This window comes from Massilia scottii (assembly GCF_030846495.1).
Taxonomy (GTDB): Bacteria; Pseudomonadota; Gammaproteobacteria; order Burkholderiales; family Burkholderiaceae_D; genus Telluria_A; species Telluria_A violaceinigra.
Window position 1 is genome coordinate 22,546 of the sequence record NZ_JAVCWM010000033.1, and the last position, 23,115, is coordinate 45,660.

Sequence of the window (23,115 nt, forward strand, 5' to 3'; positions counted from 1 at the left end):
CTAGCCGTAGTGTGTTTGAATCGCTTCGACATACTTGGGAACATTGATCGCGTAAAAACCCGAGCTGTTGATGTTATTGAATTCGATCACCTTCAGTCCGTCCTGCGTCAGGCAGACATCCATGACGAACGACTGCGCCGGGGTCCATGTGTCGATCACGCCGCGGGCATAGTCGAGGACATCGTCTTCCACGTCGGGCGATATCTCCGCGCGGCCACCGATCCGGTACAGCGAGCCGGTCACCACCTTGCGGTTCACGATAAACAGGCGGTACTCGCGATAGATCTCCTTGACCGGCGAGACGATGACGTCGATCTTTTGCAGCTGCGCCTTGGCCGGATCGCGCCGCCAGTCGGCGAGCATCTCGCTGTCCATCACCATGCCGTCGAACGCCTTGTTATCTTCGCACGGGCGGATAAAGAACTTCGCCAGATGGCCGGTGCGAACGTCCACCAGCGTGCCGGTCGCGATGTCGTGATTGAGCAGCTCGGAGCCGAGTTGTTCCAGCCAGATATCGAACTTGAAATTCTCATTCAACAAACTGCCGGGAACCCAGCCCTTGTCGCGGGCGATCCTGGCCAGCTTGATGGCGCCGCAGACGTAGACCTTCCCTTCCGGATTCACATCGGGATGCATGTCGAACGTCCCGTTCGCAATGGCGACCGACGTATGGGAAATGCCGAGCGTATCGAGCGCATTCACCAGCAACTGGTAATTGCCCGGCTTGAAAATACTTTGTTGAATAACCCAATGCATGACGGTTCCAAATAAGGTTGATGCCCACGACCGCCCAGTGTCGCAGCCGCGCCAACGTAAGACAACAAAAATAGCGCTCAGCGTAAAATCAGGCCCTGCGCAAGCTCTGTCGCGCTCGCATTCAATAATGACTCACCGTCTCGTCCCTGTCACTGATGAAAGGAATACACGCATGACCGCGCTAACGCCTGATGGCTTTATCAAAGAAGAAGGCTTGGTCGAGGGATTGGCCGAACCTAACCAGACGCTCTGGATTTCAGAAGCCGGCGGACTGACGCAGTTCGGCGCCTTCGTGGAAGTGCTGCAACCGGGCACGCGCTCGTCGATCAAGCACTGGCACAGCGCGGAAGATGAAATGGTCTACGTCCTGGAAGGCCACGTGACCTTGGTCGAAGGCGATGCTGAAACAATCCTCAAGCCCGGCGACGCGGCGACTTTCCGCGCAGGCGACGCGGTCGGCCATTTTCTGTGGAATCGCAGCGCATCGCCAACGCGCTGCCTGGTGGTCGGCACCCGCGCTCCCGTCGACAGGATCACCTATCCCGACCATGATCGGGTGTGCCACCGCGACCGCTCACTGCCTGACGACATCTGGATGAACACTGCCGGAGAACCCGCATCGAGTCCAGATTGAAGCTCATTCCTGCCCGACTACGACGTTTCTGCGCGGCCCTGTAAAGCGCAGCGCGGCCCGGATTTCGGGCGCAGCCGCGTAACATCCGGTAACTCATCCATACGCCACAGTCTGACAGCATACGCTATGCTAACAAATTGTTAATCTTACTGTGTCACAAAATTAACTTGATCTGAAAGCAGCAAGGGCAACGCTGTAGTTGTGTTGTGATTGCACTGGCGATAAGCGCGCGCAGCGTTGTAATGGAGTCAGGGACATGACGTTGCGCTCGTCCTGCTTCCTCGAGGGATGTAATCGTCGGGTAAGCCAGGTGCTTCTGGCCCTGCAGAGTTTTTTTTGACGCCAGGATGATTGAGGCGCTGCGAGGTCAGAAAGCCGTAAGCGGCGATGCACAACGTGGCGTGATGGTGAAACCCGCGCCAACCGCGCCCCTCGTAGTGCCCGAGTCCGAACTCTTGCTTCAGTTCCTGATAGTCGCGCTCGATTCGCCAACGCATTTTTGTCACGAACACGATTTGCTCAAGCGTCGCATCGCAGGGCGCTGTCGAGAGGAAGTACTTCAGCGGCTCCGCGTCACCCTCCGGCCATTCGATCAGCAGCCATTCCTCGGCGCGCATCTCGGTGCCGAGGTAGTCCCGGTGGGCGGGGCGCACCCGTACGGCGGCGAAGCGAGAGGACAGGTTGGCATTGGAACCTTCCCGCCATGTGACCGGGCGGTAGCCTTGCGACGGCAGCGACAACGCCAATGCTTTCACGGAAACCGGCTCATTGCCGGCCTCGCGTCGCAGCCGCGTCGGTCGTATGCCGCGCCCACTCCATGCCTTGGGCGGCAGCGGCGCGGTGCCTGGCGCCCACACCGTGGTCGCCGGCCGGATGCCAACCGCATACAGCATGCCCAGTTCTGTGATGCCATCGCGAAATGCTGTCTCGTCACCGTAGCCGGCGTCGGCCAGCACCACGCCCGGCGGCGTGCCAGACGCGAGCGCGCCACGCAGTTGCTCAAGCGCGATTTCGGGCTTGGTCGCAAAGGCGATCCCTTCCGGCACGCCAGCCACGCCTCGGCGGATCGGATCACTTGCCCAGTCCTTGGGGAGATAGAGTTGATAGGCGATCGGTATGCTACCCAGCTCGGTAGCCAGCGACAAACTGACGGCCACCTGGCAATTATCTTGTTTGCCCAATTGCCCGCAGTACTGCCGCGCCACGCCCACCGAATGCTTGCCTTTCTTTGGGAAGCCAGTGTCGTCGATGATCCAATAATGTCCGGTATCGGTGGCAAGCAGCGGTTTGACGTGATCGCACACCGATGCCAACACGGCGCTGTCCGACCACGCCGATTTCGCCACAAAATGGTGAAGCGACTGGTGTTTGGCGCGTACCTGCGTCGGGTTGATGTGCGCAGCCAATGGCTCGACGCTCTTGCGCGCGATCGGCAGCATCAGCCCTTGACAGTAGTCTTTCAGACTTGCCCTGCGATCCATGTGGCCTAACGCGCCGCACAGTCGCTCAAGATACATATCCAGCTCAGCCAAATTCGCCATTCCCGTCTCCTGCCGTTATAGACAGTTCAACAGTATACGCACATAATTCAATTTGTGACACAGTAAGATTAACAGCAGTCATTGCTTATGACTGGCCGGTGTCGACCGATGCGCAGCTTGCGCGGTCGAGGTTTTGGAAGAGGTTTGCATGGCTGTCGTAGTAGAAAAAGTATCCGGTGCCAAGGCACGCGCTCCGGGTCAGTTTGGACTCATCAATCTGTTAAAAGCCATCGCGGCACAATTAATCGTATTGCACCACCTGGCCTTCTACGGCCCCATGGCGGACTACGCGCGGCCCCTGATGCCCGACGTAATCGACTGGCTGGATTCATTCGCGCGCATCGCGGTGCAGGTCTTCCTCGTGATCGGCGGATTTCTCGTCGCCAAATCCTTGTTCCCAAAAGGCCAGCCGGGCTTGATCAATCCCCTGGGAACCGTGTGGCGACGATATGCCAAGCTGGTTCCGCCATTTATGGTGGCAATCCTGTTCGCCGTTGCCGCTTCTGCCCTGGCCAACCGATGGATGACGCACGATTCCATCTCCGCTCCGCCCGATTTCATGCAACTGGCGGCGCATGCGCTGCTGCTGCAGGGCGTGCTGGGTTACGACTCCCTGTCGGCAGGGGCGTGGTACGTCGCGATCGATTTCCAGTTGTATGCAGTGGTGGCCTTGCTGGTCTGGCTGTGCGGACGTTTTTCCGGCGGCCTATTGCGGCCCTGGCTGATGCCTGCCGTGATTGTCATCGGGATCAGCATGTCGCTGTTGTACTTCAATCGCGATCCCGAGTGGGATGAATGGGCGCCCTATTTCTTCGGGAGCTATGGGCTCGGCATCATGGCCTGGCTGGCCAGCGATCCGGCACGGCGGCCACGCGCGGTTGCGCTGCTGGTGGCAATGATCGTGTTGCCAACGCTGATCGCGCTGGCACTGGACTTCCGTCTGCGCATTGCGGTGGCGCTGGTGGTGGCGTGCGTACTGTTCCTGTTCGGCCGTGCGCGCACCGGATCGTATTCATACTGGGGCATGTCTGCGGTGAATCGTCTCGCGCAGATCTCTTATTCGGTATTCCTGATCCATTTCCCGGTATGCCTCGTCATGAATGCCGCGTTTACCCGTTTCGTGCCGCCTGAGCCGCACTATCAGGCGCTGGGCATGCTGGTTGCCTGGGGTGCCAGCCTGATGGCGGGCGCCGCATTTCACCGGTGCGTGGAGCTTCCCTTGGGACGCGCCATGCAATCCGTCACTGAGGTAGCGTCGTCGCGCACGGCATTCATTTAATAAGCCGAATCAATCCTGGTCACGCACTGCCCGTTCTATCGTGGCGATATCGATCTTTTTCATCGTCATCATCGCATCGAACGCGCGCTTGGCCGCGGCGCGGTCCGTGCCGAATACTGCGTCGGTCAGGACGCGCGGAGCGATCTGCCACGATAATCCCCAGCGGTCCTTGCACCAGCCGCATTCGCTTTCCTGGCCACCATTGCTGACGATGGCGTTCCACAAGCGGTCAGTTTCGGGTTGGTCATCGGTCGCGATCAGGAAAGAGAAGGCTTCGCTGTGCTTGAAATGCGGGCCGCCATTGAGCCCGAGGCATGGAATGCCGACGACGGTGAACTCGACCGTGAGTATATCGCCCTCTTTGCCATCCGGATAGTTGCCCGGTGCGCGGTGGATGGCATGGACTGCGCTGTCGGGAAAGGTTTCTGCGTAAAAGTTTGCGGCATCGACGGCGTCACCGTCGTACCAAAGACAGATCGTGTTTTTGCTGGTCATTGCGTGCCTCCTGAAGAGTTGAACCCGGGCATCCATTGCCGCGAAAAACCAAAGCCGTATGAGGGGACCTTGGTCCGTCGTAGGAGACTAATGCCGTTGTCGGGATTCGTCAATGCAGCACATTCATGTAAGGCGGCAGTCCCTCAACAGCATATTAGCGCCCCCCTGACTCAACAAAATTCTTTACTATCGGAAAAGCGGACCTGCAGCCTTGCAATGAGAGTTCGCTTGTAGTTTGGCGGAAGAGCCGGGGGATTCAAATCTTGGATGGGAGGGCGAATGGATGCTTGATTTCAGTCGCACCAACATTGTATGTCCCCCCAATCCCCTCTTCCCGCCACTTAAACACCAGCGGAAAGAATAGAGTCAATGCGATTTCGCCCCGGCGGATCATCAAAGATCCAACTCCGCGCCGCGCACTTTGAGCCAGTCCTTGCGTTCGCGATAGTCCGGTAGCACTTTGTCCACTTCGTTCCAAAAGGCATCCGAATGATTGCGGTGACGCAAATGGCACAATTCGTGAACGATAATGTAGTCGATGATGGTGAGAGGTGCCATCAAGCACTTCCAGTGAAAATGCAGGTCACCATTTGTCAGACACGCTCCCCACCGATACCCCAACTCCTTGAGCTGCACCGAGTTCATTGCAACGCCGACCTTTGGGGCGAAGTATGCTGCCCGTTTCTTGATACGAGGCAGCCCTTTTTCCCTGTAGAAGTCCTCAAAGGCCTGATGGGCGGCTTCGCGGCCGCCGGACTCGACAACAGATCTCAATAAACAGAATCGACCATCTTTCAGTTTGAGCGGTTCATCTTGTTCTACAACAAGCTGCAGGCGGTAGTGGCTTCCGAGGTAGAGGAAGGACTCGCCGCTGACCCATTCACGGGCAACACGCGTGGCGTTGAGGTCACGCCACTCCACCAGGTTGCGATAAATCCACATGCGCTTACTGAGTACCGTTTCATCGACCTGCTCCGGAGTCATTTTTTTGGGTGGGCGCACAGTAATCATGCCATTGCGTTCAATGACGATGTCGGTGGTCTGCCGGTCAGCCCCCGGCAAAAGCTGATATTCGATGTCACGCACCCGTCGTAATTGCATCATGCATCTCCCATCCGGACTACCTTGACGAGCTCGTCGTGCCGGTTTTTGGCAAGTTTCATGATCTCGACGGCGACACGCTCGCGGTTCTGTTTCAGTTCTTCGATACCAGCTTTGGCTATCTCTGTTTTTAGCAAGCCACGTACCCGTTTTTGTTTATCGGGATTGTGCCAGAAGTCGATGCTGGCGATGGTTTCTTGAAGAATCTCCACTGTGGTTTCCATCAACGCCTTGAAAGTCGGCTTGTCCGCTTCATTGACGGAACCGCTGGCAAAGCCAACCTGAACAAGATGTTCGAAGAATGTCGTGGCCTCGCGACTCATGCCGTCTTCGCCCTGCTGACGACCAACGATAGCTTCCTGACGCAATGCAGCGAGCTTCTCCGCGAGTAACTCCCACTCGTCATGATGCCTCTCGATCAGTGCATCGACCTTCTCAGACAGGCTCTTGTAGAACGCAGGATCTTCATCGTGGTGTACAGTGCAGTGTTTGCGAATGGCATGTTCCATCTCGCTGGCCTTGGCCTCACTATTCTGACCGGCGTGGCGGTTAAGCTTATCCAGAAAATCCTCGGCCAACAATTCCACAGGCGGTATCTTTGGGTTGATGCCTAGGCTGATCAGATGCTCGTTGATCAGCGCCTTCACCTTTTCGCCAGCGTTGCCTAAATCTAAACTGCTGTCCTTGTAGCGCTCCTTGCACACTTGGAGAATGTAGCCAAAGCGCTTAGCCGGCACCCGATAGGGCTGAGCCGAACTATGCGGCAGAATGATGTCCAGACTCATCAGGAATTTCTTGAAATATACCTCGAAGTCGGCCCGTTTCCTGTCGTCCTTCAGGGCCTTGACCGCCGCGTGTACCGCGACCGCATCAGCATCCAGATTAGGCAATTCGCCATTCACGAAGCCTTTGATGTTCTTGACACTCATAGCTGTGAAATGCTGCAGTAGACGTTGATAGCGTTCCTCCAACACCGGCAGTTCGGAGCTGATGTTCTGCATCCCGTCGCGCAGTTCTTGCAACTCGTCGCTGGCCGCATATAAGGTGAGCGCGTCCGTCAAGTGGTTGGCCAAGCCGATGTAATCGACGATGTACCCCCGCTGCTTACCCGTCTTGACCCGGTTGGTACGGGCTATCGCCTGCAGCAAGGTATGTTCGCGCAGTTTCTTGTCGATATACATCACCTGCTCGATGGGCGCATCGAAACCGGTTAACAGCATGTCGCACACGATCAGGAACGCGATACCGGTGTACTCCTTGTCGGGGTCATCCGGATCAAAACCACGACAGAAATTCTCCACCGCATTCATCCGCTGCGCCTGCTTTCGGGCGTGGGTGATATAGGCGGCCTCGTTGGTGCCATCGCTGGACATCACGACGGCGGTTTTCAAGAAGCGCAGGCGTTTGATCAGAGCCACATCGGGTGCGGCCTGCGCTACCTCCCTGGTAATGCGCTCACTCAGCGCAGCGTTGATACCGACTTGGTAGCGCACACAGGCCAGCTTGGAATGGCATACCACCTGCGCCTTGAAACCATTGGGCAAGATGTTGTCGACATAGTGCGCGACCAGATCGCGGGCTATCGCGTTGATGCGGTTTTCGGCTTCCAGGATGTCACCAGTGGCACCGTATTTCTTCTTAATCGCCAGTAACTCCTCATCGCTGCGGTCCTTGAACAGGTCTTCAAACGCCGTGTCGAAGGCATGCTTTTCATTCAGTGCGCTGTCGGCCGTCTTGCCTTCGTAGAGGATTTGCAGCGTGGCGCCATCGTTTACCGCATCCATCAGGCGGTAGATGTCGATGCACTCGCCGAAACGCTTGTGCGTTTTCTTTTCGCCGTGACGCTCGGTGATCAGCGGTGTGCCGGTGAAGGCAACGCGCGCGGCGTTGGGAAAGGCTTCGAACAGGTTATCGCCTAGGTCTGAACTCTGCGTGCGGTGTGCCTCATCGATCATCAGAATGATGCGCTCCGAGGTGTTGACCACTCCGAAGGCCTTGCCCGCCGGCATTGCCAGATACGTGCCCAGCGCCTCTGCCACGACATTGCTCAGCGTTTGCTTCTGTTCCTGAAACTTGTGCACCATCACCATGCTGACGTCGGAACTGTCGGTGGCGAGATGCAGCCGCAAACCCACACGGCTTTCGATCACATTTACCCGTCCGCCGATCAACGTGGCCGTGGCGGCTAGTTGTTCCTCCAGGTCCTGCCGGTCATTAACCAGGACGATCTTGTAGTCGGCAAGGTCACGGCTAGCACGCAGCATGCGCGCCAGGAACACCATCGTCAGCGATTTTCCCGAACCCTGTGTGTGCCAAACCACGCCGCTGCGTTCCATGGCCGTGCCGCCGTCGCGCAGACGCTGCGCGATCTTGCCGGCGGCGCGAAACTGCTGGTAACGGCAGACTACCTTGACGCGCGGTCCGGCATCGGTGTCCATGAACACCGCGCAGGTGCGCAAGATCTGTAACAAATTGGGTTTGGTCAGCATCCCCGCGATCAGTTGCTGCTGCGCGCACAAGCCTTCCCGACCTGCATCATCCTGCGGATACAGCGTTTTCCAAGCGTAAAAATGCTCCGCGCCCGAGGTGATCGTGCCATAGTCGGCTTCCATCCCGCTGCTGCGGATCAGCAGCAGGTTGCTGTGGAACAGGCGCGGTTCGCCTTCCTTCAGGCCGGCGCGTTCAGTTTCCTGGCGCCGGCGCATATAGCGCTGCAACTGCGTAAAGGCTTCCTGCATCGGATTGGCGCAGGTCTCTGAGCCTTTCTTGCACTCCACCACGGCCAGCGGAATGCCGTTCACGAAGAGCACGATATCGGGAATGATGAACGCCTTCACACAGCCTGGCGTGTCGATACGGAACTGATTGATGGCGTGGAACCGGTTGTTTTCGGGGACGTGGAAATCGATCAGGCGCACTATCGGGTCGGCCTCCCCGGTCAGCTCGTTGGCATCGACCTGGGCTTTGAACAGCAACGCTTGAACGGCTTCATTGGCTTCCAGCAGGGTGCGATTGGGCTGGCGTTGCAGTTGGCTGCGCAGGTCTTCCAGCTGCCGGTTCGTCAGCCACGCACGCCCGTCGTCGTCGCGGTTGATGGCGCGCACAGCCTCATCGAACACCTCCGGCAGCAGCCACTGGCGAAAATTGGCGCGCAGGCTGGGCCCGGCCTCCTGCGGGATGCCGGCGCCCTGATCAATGACCGTCCAGCCCAGCCCAGCCAGTTGCGTCAGGAAGGGAAGCTCGACTTCCGCATATTCGCTCACTCCTGCTCCTCTTCACCGCCATCCGTCAACTCTTGCTCAATCTGTTCAATGCTGGGCAAGCTGGTTTGCAGCGTGGTGGGCAGCGACTCGATCAACTGATACTCGGCGATTCCCATGGGGCGGCTACTGTCGCGCAAGGCGTATTCGGCCACCACCTTGTTTTTGGTTTTGCACAGCAGCAAGCCGATCGTGGCGCCGTCGTGTTCCGACTTGATTTGGGCATCCACGGCGGTCAGATAAAAGCCGAGCTGCCCCAGATGTTCCGGCTTGAATTTGCCAGCCTTGATCTCGACAACCACATAGCAGCGCAACTTGAGATGGTAGAACAGCAGATCGATGAAAAAATCGTCGCCGCCGACTTCCACATGCACCTGCCGCCCCACATAGGCAAACCCTGCGCCCAGCTCCAGCAGAAATTGGGTGATGTGTTGAACCAGGGCCGATTCGATGTCGCGTTCTTCAGCTTCTTTGCCCAGCCCCAGAAAGTCTAATCGATAGGGGTCTTTGAGAGATTCCCTGGCCAGATCGGACTGAGGCTTGGGCAAGCGCGCGTCGAAATTGGTTAGCGCCGTACCACTACGATCTTTCAATCGGGTTTCAATCTGGATCGCGAGCACATTGCGCGACCAATTGTGTTCAACAGCTTGCACCAGATACCAGTCGCGCTCGGCGCGGGTTTTCAGCTTGTCAAGTAGGGTGCACAGGTGGAACCACGGCAATTGTGCAGCAACCTGCTGCACAAATTCAGGTTCGGGCCATGCCTGGGCAAACGCGCGCATGTATTTCAGGTTGCGTGGCGAAAAGCCCTTCATGTCCGGGAAGGCGCTGCGCAGATCCTGCGCCAGCCGGTCGATCACCCGTGCACCCCAGCCCTGTTTCGCCTGCCGCGCCAGAATCTCGCTGCCAATATGCCAATACAGTCCCACCAGTTCACGATTGACGGCCAGCGCGGCGCGCTGCTGCGCCGTGTGAATGCGGCCTTTGAGATCAACCAGCCATTCGGCATAGCCGCTGGGCGGTGGCCTCAGGGACACAGGGGAGGCAGCGCTCATGCCGTTGCCTCCTTGTCGCGAACTTCCGGCATCCCTGCGTCAGTGTACTCGAAACCCCTTCTCTCTAACATCCGCAGGAAGGGGGGGTCATCGAGCTTGATCGTCAGCTTGTCACCCACAGTCGGCCTCCGGGTTACCCACCTTCACAGCCACCTTGCCGGTAAGCAAATCTTGCATCAGACCGAGTTTTTGGAGACGGAATTTGGCTGCATTTTGCTGTTCCAAAATTAAATTGCGGCTTGCATGACTCGAAAGCGCAATGATTCGATCTTGTTCACTAATATCCGGCCAAACAAAACGAAGTTGGTTCAATACCTCGCTATTTGCCACATCGCGTCCACCGGTATTTACACGTTCACGAATCTGCGCCTTGATTCGCTCATCGCCAGCCAACGCCATCTGGAGAAAGTCGGGCCGGGCGCTCCTTTTATCAACTGCGATACGCATCAGGTTTGACGACATGATCCAACCAGCCTGTTCATCGCGTACAACAACCGATCTACCAACGTCAGCAACACGAGAGAAAACTACGTCATCAGGCTTCAATTGGAAGTCGAGCAGCCGCGAAGCATCTTTCACAGTCACAAATAACAATTCCTCAGAGGTGAATACCCCTTCACCTAGCGCACCAATCGTGATGACAGGATGCCCGTGGCTGCGCCAGTGCTCGCCTTTCAATGCTGATCCGAATGGACCTGTTCGTATCCAACTCGTGCCAGGACGGCCTTTCGAAGCTAGACCCGAAACTGTCCACTCCCTCGGAATCCACCCAATCGCTGCTTCATAATATAACTCTGGAGCTTCGCTGCGTGGAGGGCGCAGTTTGCCGTTGGGGAGAACACCACGAGTGAACAGGTCGCGCATCAGGCCAGCCTTGATCTGCTGGTATTTGGCGATCAGGGCTTCGGTTCTTTCGATGGCCCTATCGATAGTGGTCAGAATGGCGGTAATTTTATTCTGGACAGTCTTCGATGCAGGAAGTCGAACGATATGCTTTTCGAGGTCGGATCGAATAATTCCATTGATGCTAGTGCCTTGATTTAGTTTCTTTAGCTCATCAAGCTCCCGACTGAGCAGATAGTAAACAAAATTTGCCCCTGCCTTTTCAGCGTTGATGTAGATGCCAGTGATATCTTGGCTGATTGCAATATTACAAGGCGCGATAGCAAGTTTGCCTACGCCGGTGCGAGTGACAACTAACAGGTTTCCTTGTTTAACAACTGACGTTGTGCTGCTGCGGATTCCCTCATCCGATACATAGCGCCTGAACTCCCCGATGCCGTTTTCTGTAAAATCCGCACCGGTGATCCACGGTGTTTCACCATTCCAATACGTAGCAATTCCGGTATCAGGGGTACCGCCATTTACAATACGAAGGCAAAGTGCCCCAAAACTGGACACCGACCAGCCGTCTCCGTCAATCTCACTCATACCCCAACTCCACCAAAAACACCTGCAGAGCCTGCGCGGCATTTTCGCGTTCCGCCTCAATCTGTTTGGCTGTCACTGCGTACTTTCCCGACAGATATTCGATGGCGGTAATGCAGGCGCGCTGATCGGCGCGAAGGTATTGGCGGTAGCTGTCGAACAGCACTTGGCCCAGACGCTCGACGATGACGACGCGAGCCTCGTCCTTACTAATCTTGAGGCGCGCCTGCTCAACCAGCTCATCCTTTTTGGCCTGGGTGGATTTGATCGCTGCCTTCAGCACCTTCGCTTCGTCCTCCAGCAACTTATGGCGTGCCAGTTGAGCTTCGATATGAACGATCTCGTGCTGGAAGCTATTCCAGTCACCGAAGCTGCTGTCACGCTTGGCCAGCTTCATCATGCCTTTGGCTTCCTTCAGGCTGGCCTTGAGGGTTTTGACCTCATCGGCGGGTAACACCCCGGTATCGTCGGCATCTTCAAAATCTTCCTCGCCGGCGGCGGCAAACAGCGCTTGCAGTTCGGCCAGGCGAGAATGCTGCGCTTCGAGTTCAGCAAGCACCTGCGGAAACTGGCTTTGCAGGATGTCCTCATCAGGTATCAGCTCCGGCCCCCAGCCGCTGGCGGCGATGGATTTGAAGTCAGAGGCGAGTTGCTTGTAGTAATTAGCGAAGGCTCCGCGAATCTGATAGCGGTTCAACAGATCCTGATCGGCAAAGGTCCGCTCGATGCTGTCGAGTAGCGTGGCGCGAACGGCATAGACGTTGCGGGTGCTCGCGTGCTGATTCTCGACATCCGGCGCCAGCGCCTCCACGACGGGCAAGTGTTGTTTCCACCAAGCTTGCAGCTCGCCCATGAACTGCGTTTGTCGCTGGGTCACACCTGAATGGGCGGTGACGTGCCCGGCAATGGCGCGCTTGTCTTGCAGCTCAGGGCTGAAGTCGGCGTACGCTAAGCCCCGCACCGGCATGGCGCGGGGCGTGAAGCAACTGTCTCGTAGGCCCGCATAGTTCCGCCAAAAGTGCGCAAAACCGTCGATCTCATTCACCGGCACGCCGCCGTGCAGGTGGGCGCGCACGTCGTGCGGCTCCTGCGGCGGGGCATTGTCCACATAGCGGCGGATGTTGCAGTTGTAGTCCTCGGCCCGAATGTCGGCCACCGGTACGCGCCGGGCGTAGGCGGTGATGTTGTCCCCGGCGCGGTAGGCGTGCACGATCTTGTCGATGTCCTCCGGGCGCAAGTGATTTTGCGCCTTGCCTTCGCGGTATTCGCGATCGGCGTTGATGAACAGCACATGGTCGCGTTGCGCGGCGGCAGCCTTGTTGAGCACCAGAATACAGGCAGGGATGCCGGTGCCATAAAACAGGTTGCCGGGCAGGCCAATAACGGCTTCCAGGTATCCCTTGTCTATGAAGTATTGCCGGGCTTCGCGTTCTTCACCGCCACGAAACAGCACGCCGTGCGGCATGACGGTGGCCATGCGGCCGTCGCTCTTGAGCACGGCGAGCATGTGCTGTACAAACATCAGGTCGGCCTTTTTGCCTTTTTCCGGCATCCAGACATGGAAACGGCCAGGGTAAGCAATAGTGACTTTTTTCTTGGCGCCGCTGCCATCGTCCTTGGACTGCGTGCGAGCGTAGTTCTGGCTGAATGGAGGGTTGGCCAGCACACGGTCGAAGCGCCTGAGCTCGTTGCTCTCGTCCTTGTGCCGCGGGTCGGCCAGGGTGTCTGCGTTGCGGATGTCCGCGTGGGAGATGCCATGCAGCAGCATGTTCATCTTGCAGATGGACCAGGTGGTGCCCATCTTTTCCTGACCGTTGAGCGACAGCTCCGTCGCATCAGAGCCGCATTCGCGCAGGTAGTCGCGTGCCTGGATCAGCATGCCCCCGGAACCCACGGTGGGGTCATATACGCTCATGCCTTCCTTAGGGTCGCAGATCTCGACGCAGATGCGCACCACTTCAGCCGGGGTATAGAACTCACCCGCTTTCTTGCCGGCCGAATCAGCAAAGTGTTTGATCAGCCATTCGTAAGCGGCGCCGAGCAGATCGGGAAATTCAAAATCATCATCGTGCAATGGGATTTTTTCGAAGTTCTGGATGAAGTCGACCAGCGTGTCATCGTCCAGCGTATTTTGGCCGATCTTGCGGTTGAAGTTGATGGTACCCTTAAGCACGTCCTGCAAGGCGTCGGCGTTGTCTTCTTCCAGTGCTTCCAGCGCCTTGTTGAGCATGGAGCCCACGTTTTCCTTAATGTGTTTGAGCGCCGGCTGTTGATTGCCCGCGTCATCGATCCATGGTTCGTTCCAGCGGGCGCGCGGCGGCACGTAGAAGTATTTACCGGAATATTGGTCCGGGTCTTCAAGGCTGAGCGCGATGTCGGCATCAGACAGACCGGCAGCTTTGCCTTCCAGTCGAATTTCGTCACGACGCTGATCGAACAGATCACTGGCTCGCTTGAGGAACAGCATGCCGAAAATGTATTCCTTGTACTCGCTGGCATCCATGTTGCCGCGCAGGTCATCGCAGGCAGTGAGCAGCAAGCTTTCAAGGCGGGAAAGTGTAAGTTTGGTAGCTGACATCGTTTAGTCTACTTCTCTGTTCTTGGTTGCGGGATGGCTCAGTCCACCACCACCAGAAATTTGATCGCGAGCGCGATGGGCTGCACGTCGCGGGCGTTCTTTTTGAGTTCGACCAGCCCATGGCCGGCCATTGTGCGCAGCGTGCGCGACAAGTTGGGTACCTTGCGACCGGCCCATGCCGCCAACTCAGTGAGCGACTTCGGCTGCCGTTCATGGATGAGGCGCAACAGGGCACGGTTGTCGTCAGACAGCACGGCGGCTAGCGACGCCATTGAAGCGAACCAGACCGTGGGCACTTCACTCCCTGATCGGACAGGTTCGGACGCGTCGGACAGGAGGATACCGATCACACAATGCTTCATTGATAGGCGAGTCTTGGACGCAAAATTTAATTGTATCAGTGGGTGATAAATTCACGAAGTGCCATCACGTAGCAGTAGAAGCTGCGATCAACAGTCTACAGTGCCAAGACTTCGTGCCCGGCCCTCACACCGGCAACGCAGCAACCATGCCCTTAGTCGGCGTTCCAGCGTGGATCACAATGTCCTTGCCGATCTTCCCAGAACCCCAGCGCGGTGCGCTCATACGATTCTTGAGAGTGCCTGTGCTGATACCTTCGTTATTCCATTTATCCAACAGCATGGGACGTCCTGAAATGAGAAAACGCTTTAGCATAGACTAAAGGCGGTTTTTTTGAGACTTCCTGGGATCTCCAGAAACCAACTAATTTGTCCTTGGCGGAGAAACGGGAATTCGCCTACATCCCGCAGGCCGCCCTCGCGCAAATATGCGCAAGGCTTCGAATCCCTGCCAAAGAGCCCGCAGAGGCTCTCCTCCTCCCCCCAGGAATACAAAAAAAGCCACCCGAGGGCGGCTTTCTTTTATTCCTGGCGGAGAGACGGGGATTCGAACCCCGGATAGGCTATGAACCTATACACGCTTTCCAGGCGTGCGACTTCAACCACTCATCCATCTCTCCTGCATTACATCTCCGCCTTCGCGAAGCCGCAGATTATAGCAAAGATTCTGCGAAGTATGAAGAAATTTGCGCCGCACGCATATTCGCCTGCGTGCGCCGCAGCCAATCCCCCTTACGAGGCTTCCTTCAACTGCTCCAGAATGGCCGGATTTTCCAAGGTCGAGACATCCTGCGTGATGGTCTCGCCCTTGGCCAGCACCCTCAGCAAACGCCGCATGATCTTGCCTGAGCGGGTCTTGGGCAGGTTGTCGCCGAAGCGGATTTCCTTCGGCTTGGCGATCGGGCCGATTTCCTTGGCCACCCAGTTGCGCAGCTCCAGCGCCAGCTTCCTGGCTTCTTCCCCGGTCGGGCGCGCCTGCTTGAGCACCACGAAAGCGCAGATCGATTCGCCGGTCGTATCGTCCGGCTTGCCCACCACGGCCGCCTCGGCCACCATCGGATTGGCCACCAGCGCCGATTCGATTTCCATGGTGCCCATTCGGTGGCCCGACACGTTGAGCACGTCATCGATGCGGCCCGTGATCGTGAAGTAGCCGGTATCCTTGTTGCGGATCGCGCCATCGCCCGCCAGGTACATCTTGCCGCCCAGTTCATCCGGGAAGTAGCTGGTCTTGAAGCGTTCCGGATTGCCCCAGATGGTGCGGATCATCGATGGCCACGGCCGCTTGACCACCAGAATGCCGCCCTGCCCGTTCGGCACATCCGCGCCGGCCTCGTCGACAATCGCGGTCATGATGCCCGGCAGCGGCAAGGTGCACGAACCCGGCACCATGGGTGTCGCGCCCGGCAGCGGGGTGATCATGTGGCCGCCCGTTTCGGTCTGCCAGAAGGTATCGACCACCGGGCAGCGCTCGCCGCCCACGTTCTTGTAGTACCACATCCAGGCTTCCGGATTGATCGGCTCGCCCACCGAACCGAGCAGGCGCAGACTGCTCAGGTCGTACTTGGATGGATGCACGCCCGGGTCGACATCGGCCGCCTTGATCAGCGAACGGATCGCCGTCGGCGCCGTGTAGAAGATGCTGACCTTGTGCTTGGCGATATTGGCCCAGAAGCGCCCGGCATTCGGATAAGTGGGGACGCCTTCGAACACGATCTGGGTCGCGCCCACCGCCAGCGGGCCGTAGGCGATGTAGCTGTGACCGGTGACCCAGCCGATATCGGCGGTGCACCAGAACACGTCCTGCGGCTTGATGTCGAAGCTCCACTTCATGGTCAGCGCGGCCCACAGCAGGTAGCCGCCGCTGGAATGCTGCACGCCCTTCGGGGTGCCGGTCGAGCCGGACGTGTACAGGATGAACAGCGGATGCTCGGCGCCCACCCATTCCGGCTCGCACTCGGCAGCCTGGTCGGCCACCAGCTCGTGCAGCCACAGGTCGCGCCCTTCGGTGAAGGCGATGTTGCCGCCGGTGCGCTTGTAGACGATCACGTTCTTGATGCTCTCGCAGCCGCCCAGCGCCAGCGCTTCGTCGACGATGCTTTTCAGCGGCAGGTGCTTGCCGCCGCGCAGTTGCTCGTCGGCCGTGATGACGGCCACCGCGCCGGCGTCGATGATGCGCTCCTGCAGCGATTTGGCGGAAAAGCCGCCGAACACCACCGAGTGGGTGGCGCCGATGCGCGCGCAGGCTTGCATGGCGGCCACGCCTTCGATCGACATCGACATGTAGATAATGACGCGGTCGCCCTTCTTGATGCCGCGCGCCTTGAGGCCGTTGGCGAATTTGCAGACGCGCTCGTACAGCTCCTGGTACGTCGCGCGCGTGACGGTGCCGTCGTCCGCTTCAAAGATGATTGCGGTCTTGTCGGCGTTGCCGTTCTTGAGGTTGCGGTCGAGGCAGTTGTACGACACGTTCAGCTCGCCGTCCTCGAACCATTTGTAGAACGGCGCATCGGTTTCGTTCAGGGTCGAGGTGAATGGCTTGTGCCACTCGAGATTCTCGCGCGCCAGGCGCGCCCAGAAACCTTCGTAATCGGCCCCCGCTTCCGCGCACAGCGCCTTGTAGGCATCCATCCCGGAAATGGCGGCGTTGGCGACGAAGTCGGACGGCGGCGCAAACACGCGGCTTTCTTGCAAGCCTTGATTGTCCTGCTGGGTGGAATCTGTTGCTGCCATGCTGGTCTCCATTGGTGGTGTTGTTTTGCTAAAACCATAGTCCCGCTCGCTTACTGCGCCCTTACGTTGCACATCAGCGAATAAGGTCAACGAGACATTAAAACATGGATAGCGCCGAGAAGCGGTATGGTCACTTGCATTTACGACAAGATCAATATTCACGCCGAGGCGATTGCCTGTGGTTTGCGCCAGATCAATACATTGTCAGACCGCGGCAGGTATCTGCAGCGGGGCCAAGCGCTGGTAAAATGACGCAGCGAAAATTTTTGCCTTATTCTGGAGCCAAGCATTTATGTCTGAACCGATTTTACCCAAAGAGCGTCAGAAACTGACGCCCTTGAACAACCTCATTTTCATGAGCCGCTGGCTGCAATTGCCGCTGTATCTGGGGCTCATCCTGGCGCAGTGCGTGTATGTTTTCCATTTTTGGGTTGAACTCAAGGATCTGATCGGTGCCGTATTCGGCAACGAGGCGGCGCTGCAGCATATTTTTGAAGCGGTCACCGTGCCGGGCGCCAGGCAGGCGACCAAGCTGAACGAAGCGACCATCATGCTGGTGGTGCTGGGCCTGATCGACGTGGTGATGATCTCCAACCTGCTGATCATGGTCATCGTGGGCGGCTACGAAACGTTCGTCTCGCGCATGCATCTGGAAGGCCATCCCGACCAGCCGGAGTGGCTCTCGCACGTGAACGCGTCGGTGCTCAAGACCAAGCTGGCCATGGCGATCATCGGCATTTCATCGATCCATCTGCTCAAGACGTTTATTAACGCCAATGCGTACGAACCCAAGGTGCTGATCGCGCAGACCGTGATCCACATCGTGTTCCTGTTCTCGGCACTGGCCATCGCCTATACCGACCGCATCATGATCGGCACCCAGAACCAGTCCAAGACACCCCACTAAGCCAACGAGAATCTCATGACTATCATCAAGCAGGAAGACCTGATCGAATCGGTTGCGGCCGCTCTCCAGTACATCAGCTACTACCACCCGGCCGATTACATCGCCCACCTGGCGCGCGCCTACGAGTCGGAAAAAAGCGACGCCGCCAAGGATGCGATCGCCCAGATCCTGACCAATTCGCGCATGTGCGCCGAGGGCAAGCGTCCGATCTGCCAGGATACCGGCATCGTCAACGTGTTCCTCAAGATCGGCATGGGCGTGCGCTTCGACGGGTTTTCCGGCACCGTCACCGACGCCGTCAACGAAGGCGTGCGCCGCGCCTACAACTTCGACGACAACAAGCTGCGCGCCTCGATCGTGGCCGACCCGCAGTTCGAGCGCAAGAACACCAAGGACAACACGCCGGCCGTGGTCCACATGGAACTGGTCGAAGGCAACACCGTCGACGTCAAGGTCGCGGCCAAGGGCGGCGGCTCCGAGAACAAGTCCAAGTTCGTCATGCTCAACCCGTCCGACTCGCTGGTCGACTGGGTCATGAAAACCGTGCCGACCATGGGCGCGGGCTGGTGTCCGCCGGGCATGCTCGGGATCGGCATCGGCGGCACCGCCGAGAAAGCCATGCTGATGGCCAAGGAAGTGCTGATGGACGACATCGACATGTACGAACTGAAACTGCGCGGCCCGCAGAACAAGACTGAAGAACTGCGTATCGAGCTGTGCGACAAGATCAATGCGCTGGGCATCGGCGCCCAGGGCCTTGGCGGCCTGACGACCGTGCTCGACGTCAAGATCATGATGCACCCGACCCATGCGGCGTCCAAGCCGGTGGCAATGATTCCGAACTGCGCCGCCACGCGCCACGCGCACTTCGTGCTGGACGGCTCGGGCGCGAGCTACATCGAGCCGCCGGCGCTGTCGACCTGGCCTGACGTGCACTGGACCCCGGACACCGAAAAATCGCGCCGCGTCGACCTGAATACCTTGACGAAAGAGGAAGTCGCCTCGTGGACTCCGGGCCAGACCCTGCTGTTGAACGGCAAGATGCTGACCGGGCGCGACGCCGCGCACAAGCGCATCCAGGACATGCTGGCCAAGGGCGAGGAACTGCCGGTCGACTTCAAGAACCGCGTGATTTATTACGTGGGCCCGGTCGATCCGGTGCGCGATGAAGCGGTCGGCCCGGCCGGTCCGACCACCGCCACCCGCATGGACAAGTTCACCGACATGATGCTCGAAAAAACCGGCCTGATCGCCATGATCGGCAAGGCCGAGCGCGGTCCGGCGGCGATCGAATCGATCCAGAAACACAAGTCGGCCTACCTGATGGCGGTTGGCGGCGCCGCTTACCTGGTGTCGAAGGCGATCAAGAGCGCCAAGGTGCTCGGCTTTCACGACATGGGCATGGAAGCGATCTACGAGTTCGACGTGATCGACATGCCGGTCACGGTGGCGGTCGATTCCAACGGAACTTCGGTGCACAACACCGGTCCTAAGGAATGGGCAGCGAAGATTGAATCCTTGTCGAGCGTCGGCAAGATTCCTGTCAGCGTGGCCTGAGCGACGAACGAGTGACAAACGCGAGCGTCCCCATGGTGGCCACGGCCTCGGCTACCGCGTCGGCTACCGCGTCGGCTACCGCGCCGATCGGCGTGTTCGATTCCGGCGTGGGTGGCTTGTCGGTCCTGCGCCATATCCGCGCGCAGCTTCCGCATGAGCATTTGCTGTACTTCGCCGATTCCGGTTTTGCGCCGTATGGCGACAAGCCGGAAAGCGTGGTGGCCGAGCGCTCGCTGGCGGTGGCGGGTTTTCTGGTAGCCAACGGCGCCAAGGCGCTGGTGGTGGCATGCAATACGGCGACGGTGGCCGCCATCAAGGTGCTGCGCGCGCACTATCCCGACATGCCCATCGTCGGGGTGGAGCCGGGCCTCAAGCCGGCCGCGGCGGCCACGCGCAACGGCAAGGTGGGCGTGCTGGCGACCAGCGTGACCATCGCCGGCGCCAAGTTCCTGCTGCTGCGCGACCAGATCAGCGCGGCCAGCAGTGCCCAGTTCCTGCTGCAGGGGTGCCCTGGCCTGGTCGACCAGATCGAGCTGGGCGACTTGGGGTCGGACGCGATCAGGACGCTGCTGGAGCGCTATGTGGTGCCCTTGATCGATCAGGGTGCCGATACGCTGGTGCTGGGCTGCACGCACTATCCGTTCGTGCTGGCGACGCTCGGCAAGGTCATCGCCGGGGCGACAGCGCGCGAGATCGTGCTGATCGACACCGGCGACGCGGTGGCGCGGCAACTGGCGCGTCTGCTGGGTAGCGCCGGGCTGCTCAATCAGGGCAGCGATGACGCAGCGGCGCCGGATAGCGTGGCCGTGGCGGTGGCTGCCATCGGCATTGCCGCCGCAGCGACCCTGCAAGGCTATACCAGCGCCAGCGGAACGGCGCTGTCGGTCGCATTTGCCAACTTGCTGGGCGTCGACGCGCCCGTTCGCGAAGTGATAATTTGAAAATATTTCGCTTTCCCTGCATTTTGATTTGCCAGTTCGCCCAGATGTTTGTATAATCTTTTTCTGTTCGGGAAGCATACGAACAAAATGCAGATTCGATGGTGGCTGTAGCTCAGTTGGTAGAGTCCAGGATTGTGATTCCTGTTGTCGTGGGTTCGAGCCCCATCAGCCACCCCATCGTTTTAGCATGCCGACTAAGCCGCCTAGAGCGGCTTTTTTGTTTTCAGGTGCGTTGTCGTCGTGCGTGTGACGCATAAGTCAGGGCGGACCGCATCACAACGACGGCGATGTGGTCAGGGGGCACATGCGATACACGTCACATTGACGCCGCCAAAATGCCGGTAGTTATCACGGACATCGCCTTGCGCCTGCTCCTTCGACAGTTTCTCGGCTGTCCATTGCGCGGTGGTCGTCGACGACACCGGCCCGGGAACCCAAGCGCCGATACCCACAAACTCTCCCAGAAACCCAACCTCGCCAAGGTTCAGAACGAAGGTCTGCGTCAGGAGGCTCTCGTCCATACGACGCTTGAGTTCTTGTCCTCCGAGTAATTTCGGACCATGGTATGCGTTGCGTCGCTTTGTAACATTCCGACGACAGTGGAACGAGCAACCTCATTGTGAACGTTGCCCATGCGAAAAAGACTCTTCGGGACCGTAAACATCGAAATATTCGATCTATCAATTAGTATTAATCGAGTTTTTCTTTATATCGTGCGCCCATATAATTTTTTGGTGGACACGTTCCACGCCCCCTTTTCACTACATGGAGTAGCACAATGCGTCGTTACGAAACAGATAGCCCTCAAGCAGCCGGCCGCATTCTCGCCCTGGCGATGGTGGTCGATGGCAATCTGGCGCAAAGCGAACTTGCCGCCCTCGACAGCAGCAAGATCCTGCAACACATCGACCTGGACCAGCCCGGCTTCAAAGCCTTGCTGCAAGAGCTTTGCCAGGACATGCTGACCTCGGCATTCCACGGCGAGGTACGCATCGATGGCGCCATGCTCGACGGCTTGCTCGACGAGATCCGCCATCCGGATTTGCGCCGTCAACTGCTGCAGGCCATGTGGCGCATCGCCGACGCCGATGGCTGGCTGGCCGATGCCGAAGCGGTGCTGCTGGCGCGCGCCAGTACCTTGTGGTGCGCCGAGACCAACTTCAGCGGACGCGTGCTGGCGGCATGACACCGGCGGCTGGCGTTACGCCACCGGCCCGGCGTCGATCAGGCGCCGGTAGCCGGCAATGCCCTCCTCGACCGCATACCCGGCCTTGATCGACTCCACGGCCCGCGCACGCAGCGGCGCGAACTGCGCGGGCGTGCGCAAGGCCAGGCTGACGGCGCCGGCAATCGCGTCCGTATCGAAAAAATCGACCAGCAAGCCATTCTCGCCGTCGCGGATGATCTCCGTTACCGGCGCGGTGTCCGAGCCGATCACCAGGCAGCCGCAGGCCATCGCTTCGAGCATCGACCACGACAGCACAAACGGATACGTCAGGTACACATGCGCGGCCGAGACTTGCAGCAGGTCGCGGTAGCGCGCGTAGGCAATGCGGTCGAGGAAATGCACGCGATCGGGATCGATGGCGACCTCGGCCAGCATTTTGGCGCGCCAGGTCTGGCCGTCGGCCGGACGCGAACCGTAGCTCACGTCGGCGCCGCCGGCGAGCACGATGTCGCAGTCCGGGTTATCCGCCAGTATCCTGGGCAGCGCGCGCATGAACGTATGAAAGCCGCGGTACGGTTCGAGATTGCGCGACACATACGTCACCACCGGGTCGCCCGGACGCAGCACTTTGCCGTTCGGCAGCGTGAACGACGCATCGGGATTCGGGCTCAGGTAGGCGGTGTCGATCCCTTCGTGAATCAGCGCGATCTTGTCGTGGTAGGGCTTGGGGTGCAGGCTTTTCTGCCATTGCGTCGGCGCCACGGCGATATCGCACGCTTCCAGGTTGAGCAGCTGCAGCGCGTTCTTGGCGCGTACCCGCGCGCGGTCATCGATCGTGCTGGGAAACTCCGGATCGAAGCCGACATCGGCACTGTCCGTGTGATAGTAGAACTCGGAAAAATGCACCAGCCGCGCATCCGGAAACGCTTCGCGCACGAACATGGTGTCGCCCCAGCCCGGATGGGCGATGATCACATCCGGCACGAAGCCCTTCTCTTTCATCGCCAGCAAGACACGCAGGCAAGCCTGGCCATGCAGGATGCCGGCCTCGAAGGGCCGCGCGTAGTGGTGGGTTTCCTTGGCAGCGCCGCGGTGCAGCTTGTAGGTCAGCGTGCGCACGTCCGGCAAGCCGGGGCAGCCATCCTTGCCGATCGCCAGCACGTCGTACGCCGGGTCGCGCGCCAGGTGCGACGCGATGCGCTTGAACTGGCCGGGAAAGTTTTGATGAATGAACAGAATGCGGCGCGCGCGCGGCGCGCCGGATTGTAAAGGCTGGACTGGTGTGGGTGTCATAGGTCGGGTGGTGCGCTCGCCTGCGTGATG

General features: G+C 58.8%; 19 protein-coding genes and 2 tRNA genes. 7 read left to right on the forward strand and 14 right to left on the reverse strand.

Features of this window, described 5'->3' with window-relative positions:
• Positions 1-756 (reverse strand): ATP-grasp domain-containing protein, encoded by a 756-nt coding sequence (locus RBA41_RS29375; RefSeq protein WP_306627917.1) that lies wholly within the window; start codon positions 754-756, stop codon positions 1-3.
• A 172-nt stretch (positions 757-928) separates the two neighbouring features.
• Here RBA41_RS29375 and RBA41_RS29380 point away from each other — a divergent pair, with 172 nt between their 5' ends.
• Positions 929-1,390, forward strand: coding sequence for a cupin domain-containing protein (locus tag RBA41_RS29380; RefSeq protein ID WP_306627918.1), 462 nt, complete (start codon positions 929-931; stop codon positions 1,388-1,390).
• Between the two features lie 248 nt (positions 1,391-1,638).
• Here the strand turns inward: RBA41_RS29380 and RBA41_RS29385 are convergent, their stop codons facing one another.
• Entirely contained in the window at positions 1,639-2,931 is a 1,293-nt protein-coding gene (locus tag RBA41_RS29385; protein WP_306627919.1) for an IS701 family transposase, read from the reverse strand.
• 148 nt (positions 2,932-3,079) lie between these two features.
• Between RBA41_RS29385 and RBA41_RS29390 the strand changes: the two genes are divergently transcribed.
• Complete coding sequence (locus RBA41_RS29390) at positions 3,080-4,210, forward strand: acyltransferase family protein (RefSeq protein ID WP_306627920.1); 1,131 nt, start codon at positions 3,080-3,082, stop codon at positions 4,208-4,210.
• Between the two features lie 9 nt (positions 4,211-4,219).
• Here RBA41_RS29390 and RBA41_RS29395 read toward each other — a convergent pair whose 3' ends face one another.
• The 10 genes from RBA41_RS29395 to acs form a co-directional block, all read right to left on the reverse strand.
• On the reverse strand, positions 4,220-4,705 hold the full coding sequence (locus RBA41_RS29395; protein ID WP_306627921.1) for a VOC family protein: 486 nt from the start codon (positions 4,703-4,705) through the stop codon (positions 4,220-4,222).
• 393 nt (positions 4,706-5,098) lie between these two features.
• Entirely contained in the window at positions 5,099-5,809 is a 711-nt protein-coding gene (locus tag RBA41_RS29400; RefSeq protein ID WP_306627922.1) for a M48 family metallopeptidase, read from the reverse strand.
• Complete coding sequence (locus RBA41_RS29405; protein WP_306627923.1) at positions 5,806-9,069, reverse strand: type I restriction endonuclease subunit R; 3,264 nt, start codon at positions 9,067-9,069, stop codon at positions 5,806-5,808. Before RBA41_RS29405 ends, RBA41_RS29400 begins: the two co-directional genes overlap by 4 nt.
• Positions 9,066-10,121 (reverse strand): PDDEXK nuclease domain-containing protein, encoded by a 1,056-nt coding sequence (locus RBA41_RS29410; protein ID WP_306627924.1) that lies wholly within the window; start codon positions 10,119-10,121, stop codon positions 9,066-9,068. Before RBA41_RS29410 ends, RBA41_RS29405 begins: the two co-directional genes overlap by 4 nt.
• 111 nt (positions 10,122-10,232) lie before the next feature.
• On the reverse strand, positions 10,233-11,552 hold the full coding sequence (locus RBA41_RS29415; RefSeq protein ID WP_306627925.1) for a restriction endonuclease subunit S: 1,320 nt from the start codon (positions 11,550-11,552) through the stop codon (positions 10,233-10,235).
• Positions 11,545-14,088: a type I restriction-modification system subunit M gene (locus RBA41_RS29420; protein WP_306627926.1), complete on the reverse strand. Its 2,544-nt coding sequence runs from the start codon at positions 14,086-14,088 to the stop codon at positions 11,545-11,547. Before RBA41_RS29420 ends, RBA41_RS29415 begins: the two co-directional genes overlap by 8 nt.
• A gap of 77 nt (positions 14,089-14,165) precedes the next feature.
• Positions 14,166-14,489 (reverse strand): HVO_A0114 family putative DNA-binding protein, encoded by a 324-nt coding sequence (locus tag RBA41_RS29425; RefSeq protein WP_374709617.1) that lies wholly within the window; start codon positions 14,487-14,489, stop codon positions 14,166-14,168.
• Positions 14,490-14,613: 124 nt separating this feature from the next.
• Entirely contained in the window at positions 14,614-14,769 is a 156-nt protein-coding gene (locus RBA41_RS29430) for a hypothetical protein (RefSeq protein WP_306627928.1), read from the reverse strand.
• Positions 14,770-15,015: 246 nt separating this feature from the next.
• Positions 15,016-15,106, reverse strand: a tRNA-Ser gene (locus tag RBA41_RS29435).
• Between the two features lie 112 nt (positions 15,107-15,218).
• Entirely contained in the window at positions 15,219-17,219 is a 2,001-nt protein-coding gene (gene acs, locus RBA41_RS29440; protein WP_306627929.1) for an acetate--CoA ligase, read from the reverse strand.
• Positions 17,220-17,511: 292 nt separating this feature from the next.
• Here acs and RBA41_RS29445 point away from each other — a divergent pair, with 292 nt between their 5' ends.
• The 4 genes from RBA41_RS29445 to RBA41_RS29460 all read left to right on the forward strand — a co-directional run bounded on the left by RBA41_RS29445 (position 17,512) and on the right by RBA41_RS29460 (position 20,801).
• Positions 17,512-18,126, forward strand: coding sequence for a YqhA family protein (locus RBA41_RS29445; RefSeq protein ID WP_306627930.1), 615 nt, complete (start codon positions 17,512-17,514; stop codon positions 18,124-18,126).
• 15 nt (positions 18,127-18,141) lie between these two features.
• The gene (locus RBA41_RS29450) at positions 18,142-19,683 is read left to right on the forward strand and encodes a fumarate hydratase (RefSeq protein WP_306627931.1); all 1,542 of its coding nucleotides are present in this window, start codon (positions 18,142-18,144) and stop codon (positions 19,681-19,683) included.
• A 32-nt stretch (positions 19,684-19,715) separates the two neighbouring features.
• Complete coding sequence (gene murI, locus RBA41_RS29455; RefSeq protein WP_306627962.1) at positions 19,716-20,624, forward strand: glutamate racemase; 909 nt, start codon at positions 19,716-19,718, stop codon at positions 20,622-20,624.
• Positions 20,625-20,725: 101 nt separating this feature from the next.
• Positions 20,726-20,801 (forward strand) — tRNA-His (locus tag RBA41_RS29460).
• 116 nt (positions 20,802-20,917) lie between these two features.
• On the opposite strand, the gene RBA41_RS29465 is transcribed toward RBA41_RS29460, so the two are convergent.
• Positions 20,918-21,145: a hypothetical protein gene (locus tag RBA41_RS29465; RefSeq protein WP_306627932.1), complete on the reverse strand. Its 228-nt coding sequence runs from the start codon at positions 21,143-21,145 to the stop codon at positions 20,918-20,920.
• Between the two features lie 257 nt (positions 21,146-21,402).
• Between RBA41_RS29465 and RBA41_RS29470 the strand changes: the two genes are divergently transcribed.
• On the forward strand, positions 21,403-21,810 hold the full coding sequence (locus RBA41_RS29470; protein WP_306627933.1) for a tellurite resistance TerB family protein: 408 nt from the start codon (positions 21,403-21,405) through the stop codon (positions 21,808-21,810).
• 15 nt (positions 21,811-21,825) lie between these two features.
• Here RBA41_RS29470 and RBA41_RS29475 read toward each other — a convergent pair whose 3' ends face one another.
• Positions 21,826-23,085: a glycosyltransferase family 4 protein gene (locus RBA41_RS29475; protein ID WP_306627934.1), complete on the reverse strand. Its 1,260-nt coding sequence runs from the start codon at positions 23,083-23,085 to the stop codon at positions 21,826-21,828.
• Positions 23,086-23,115 lie beyond the last annotated feature (30 nt).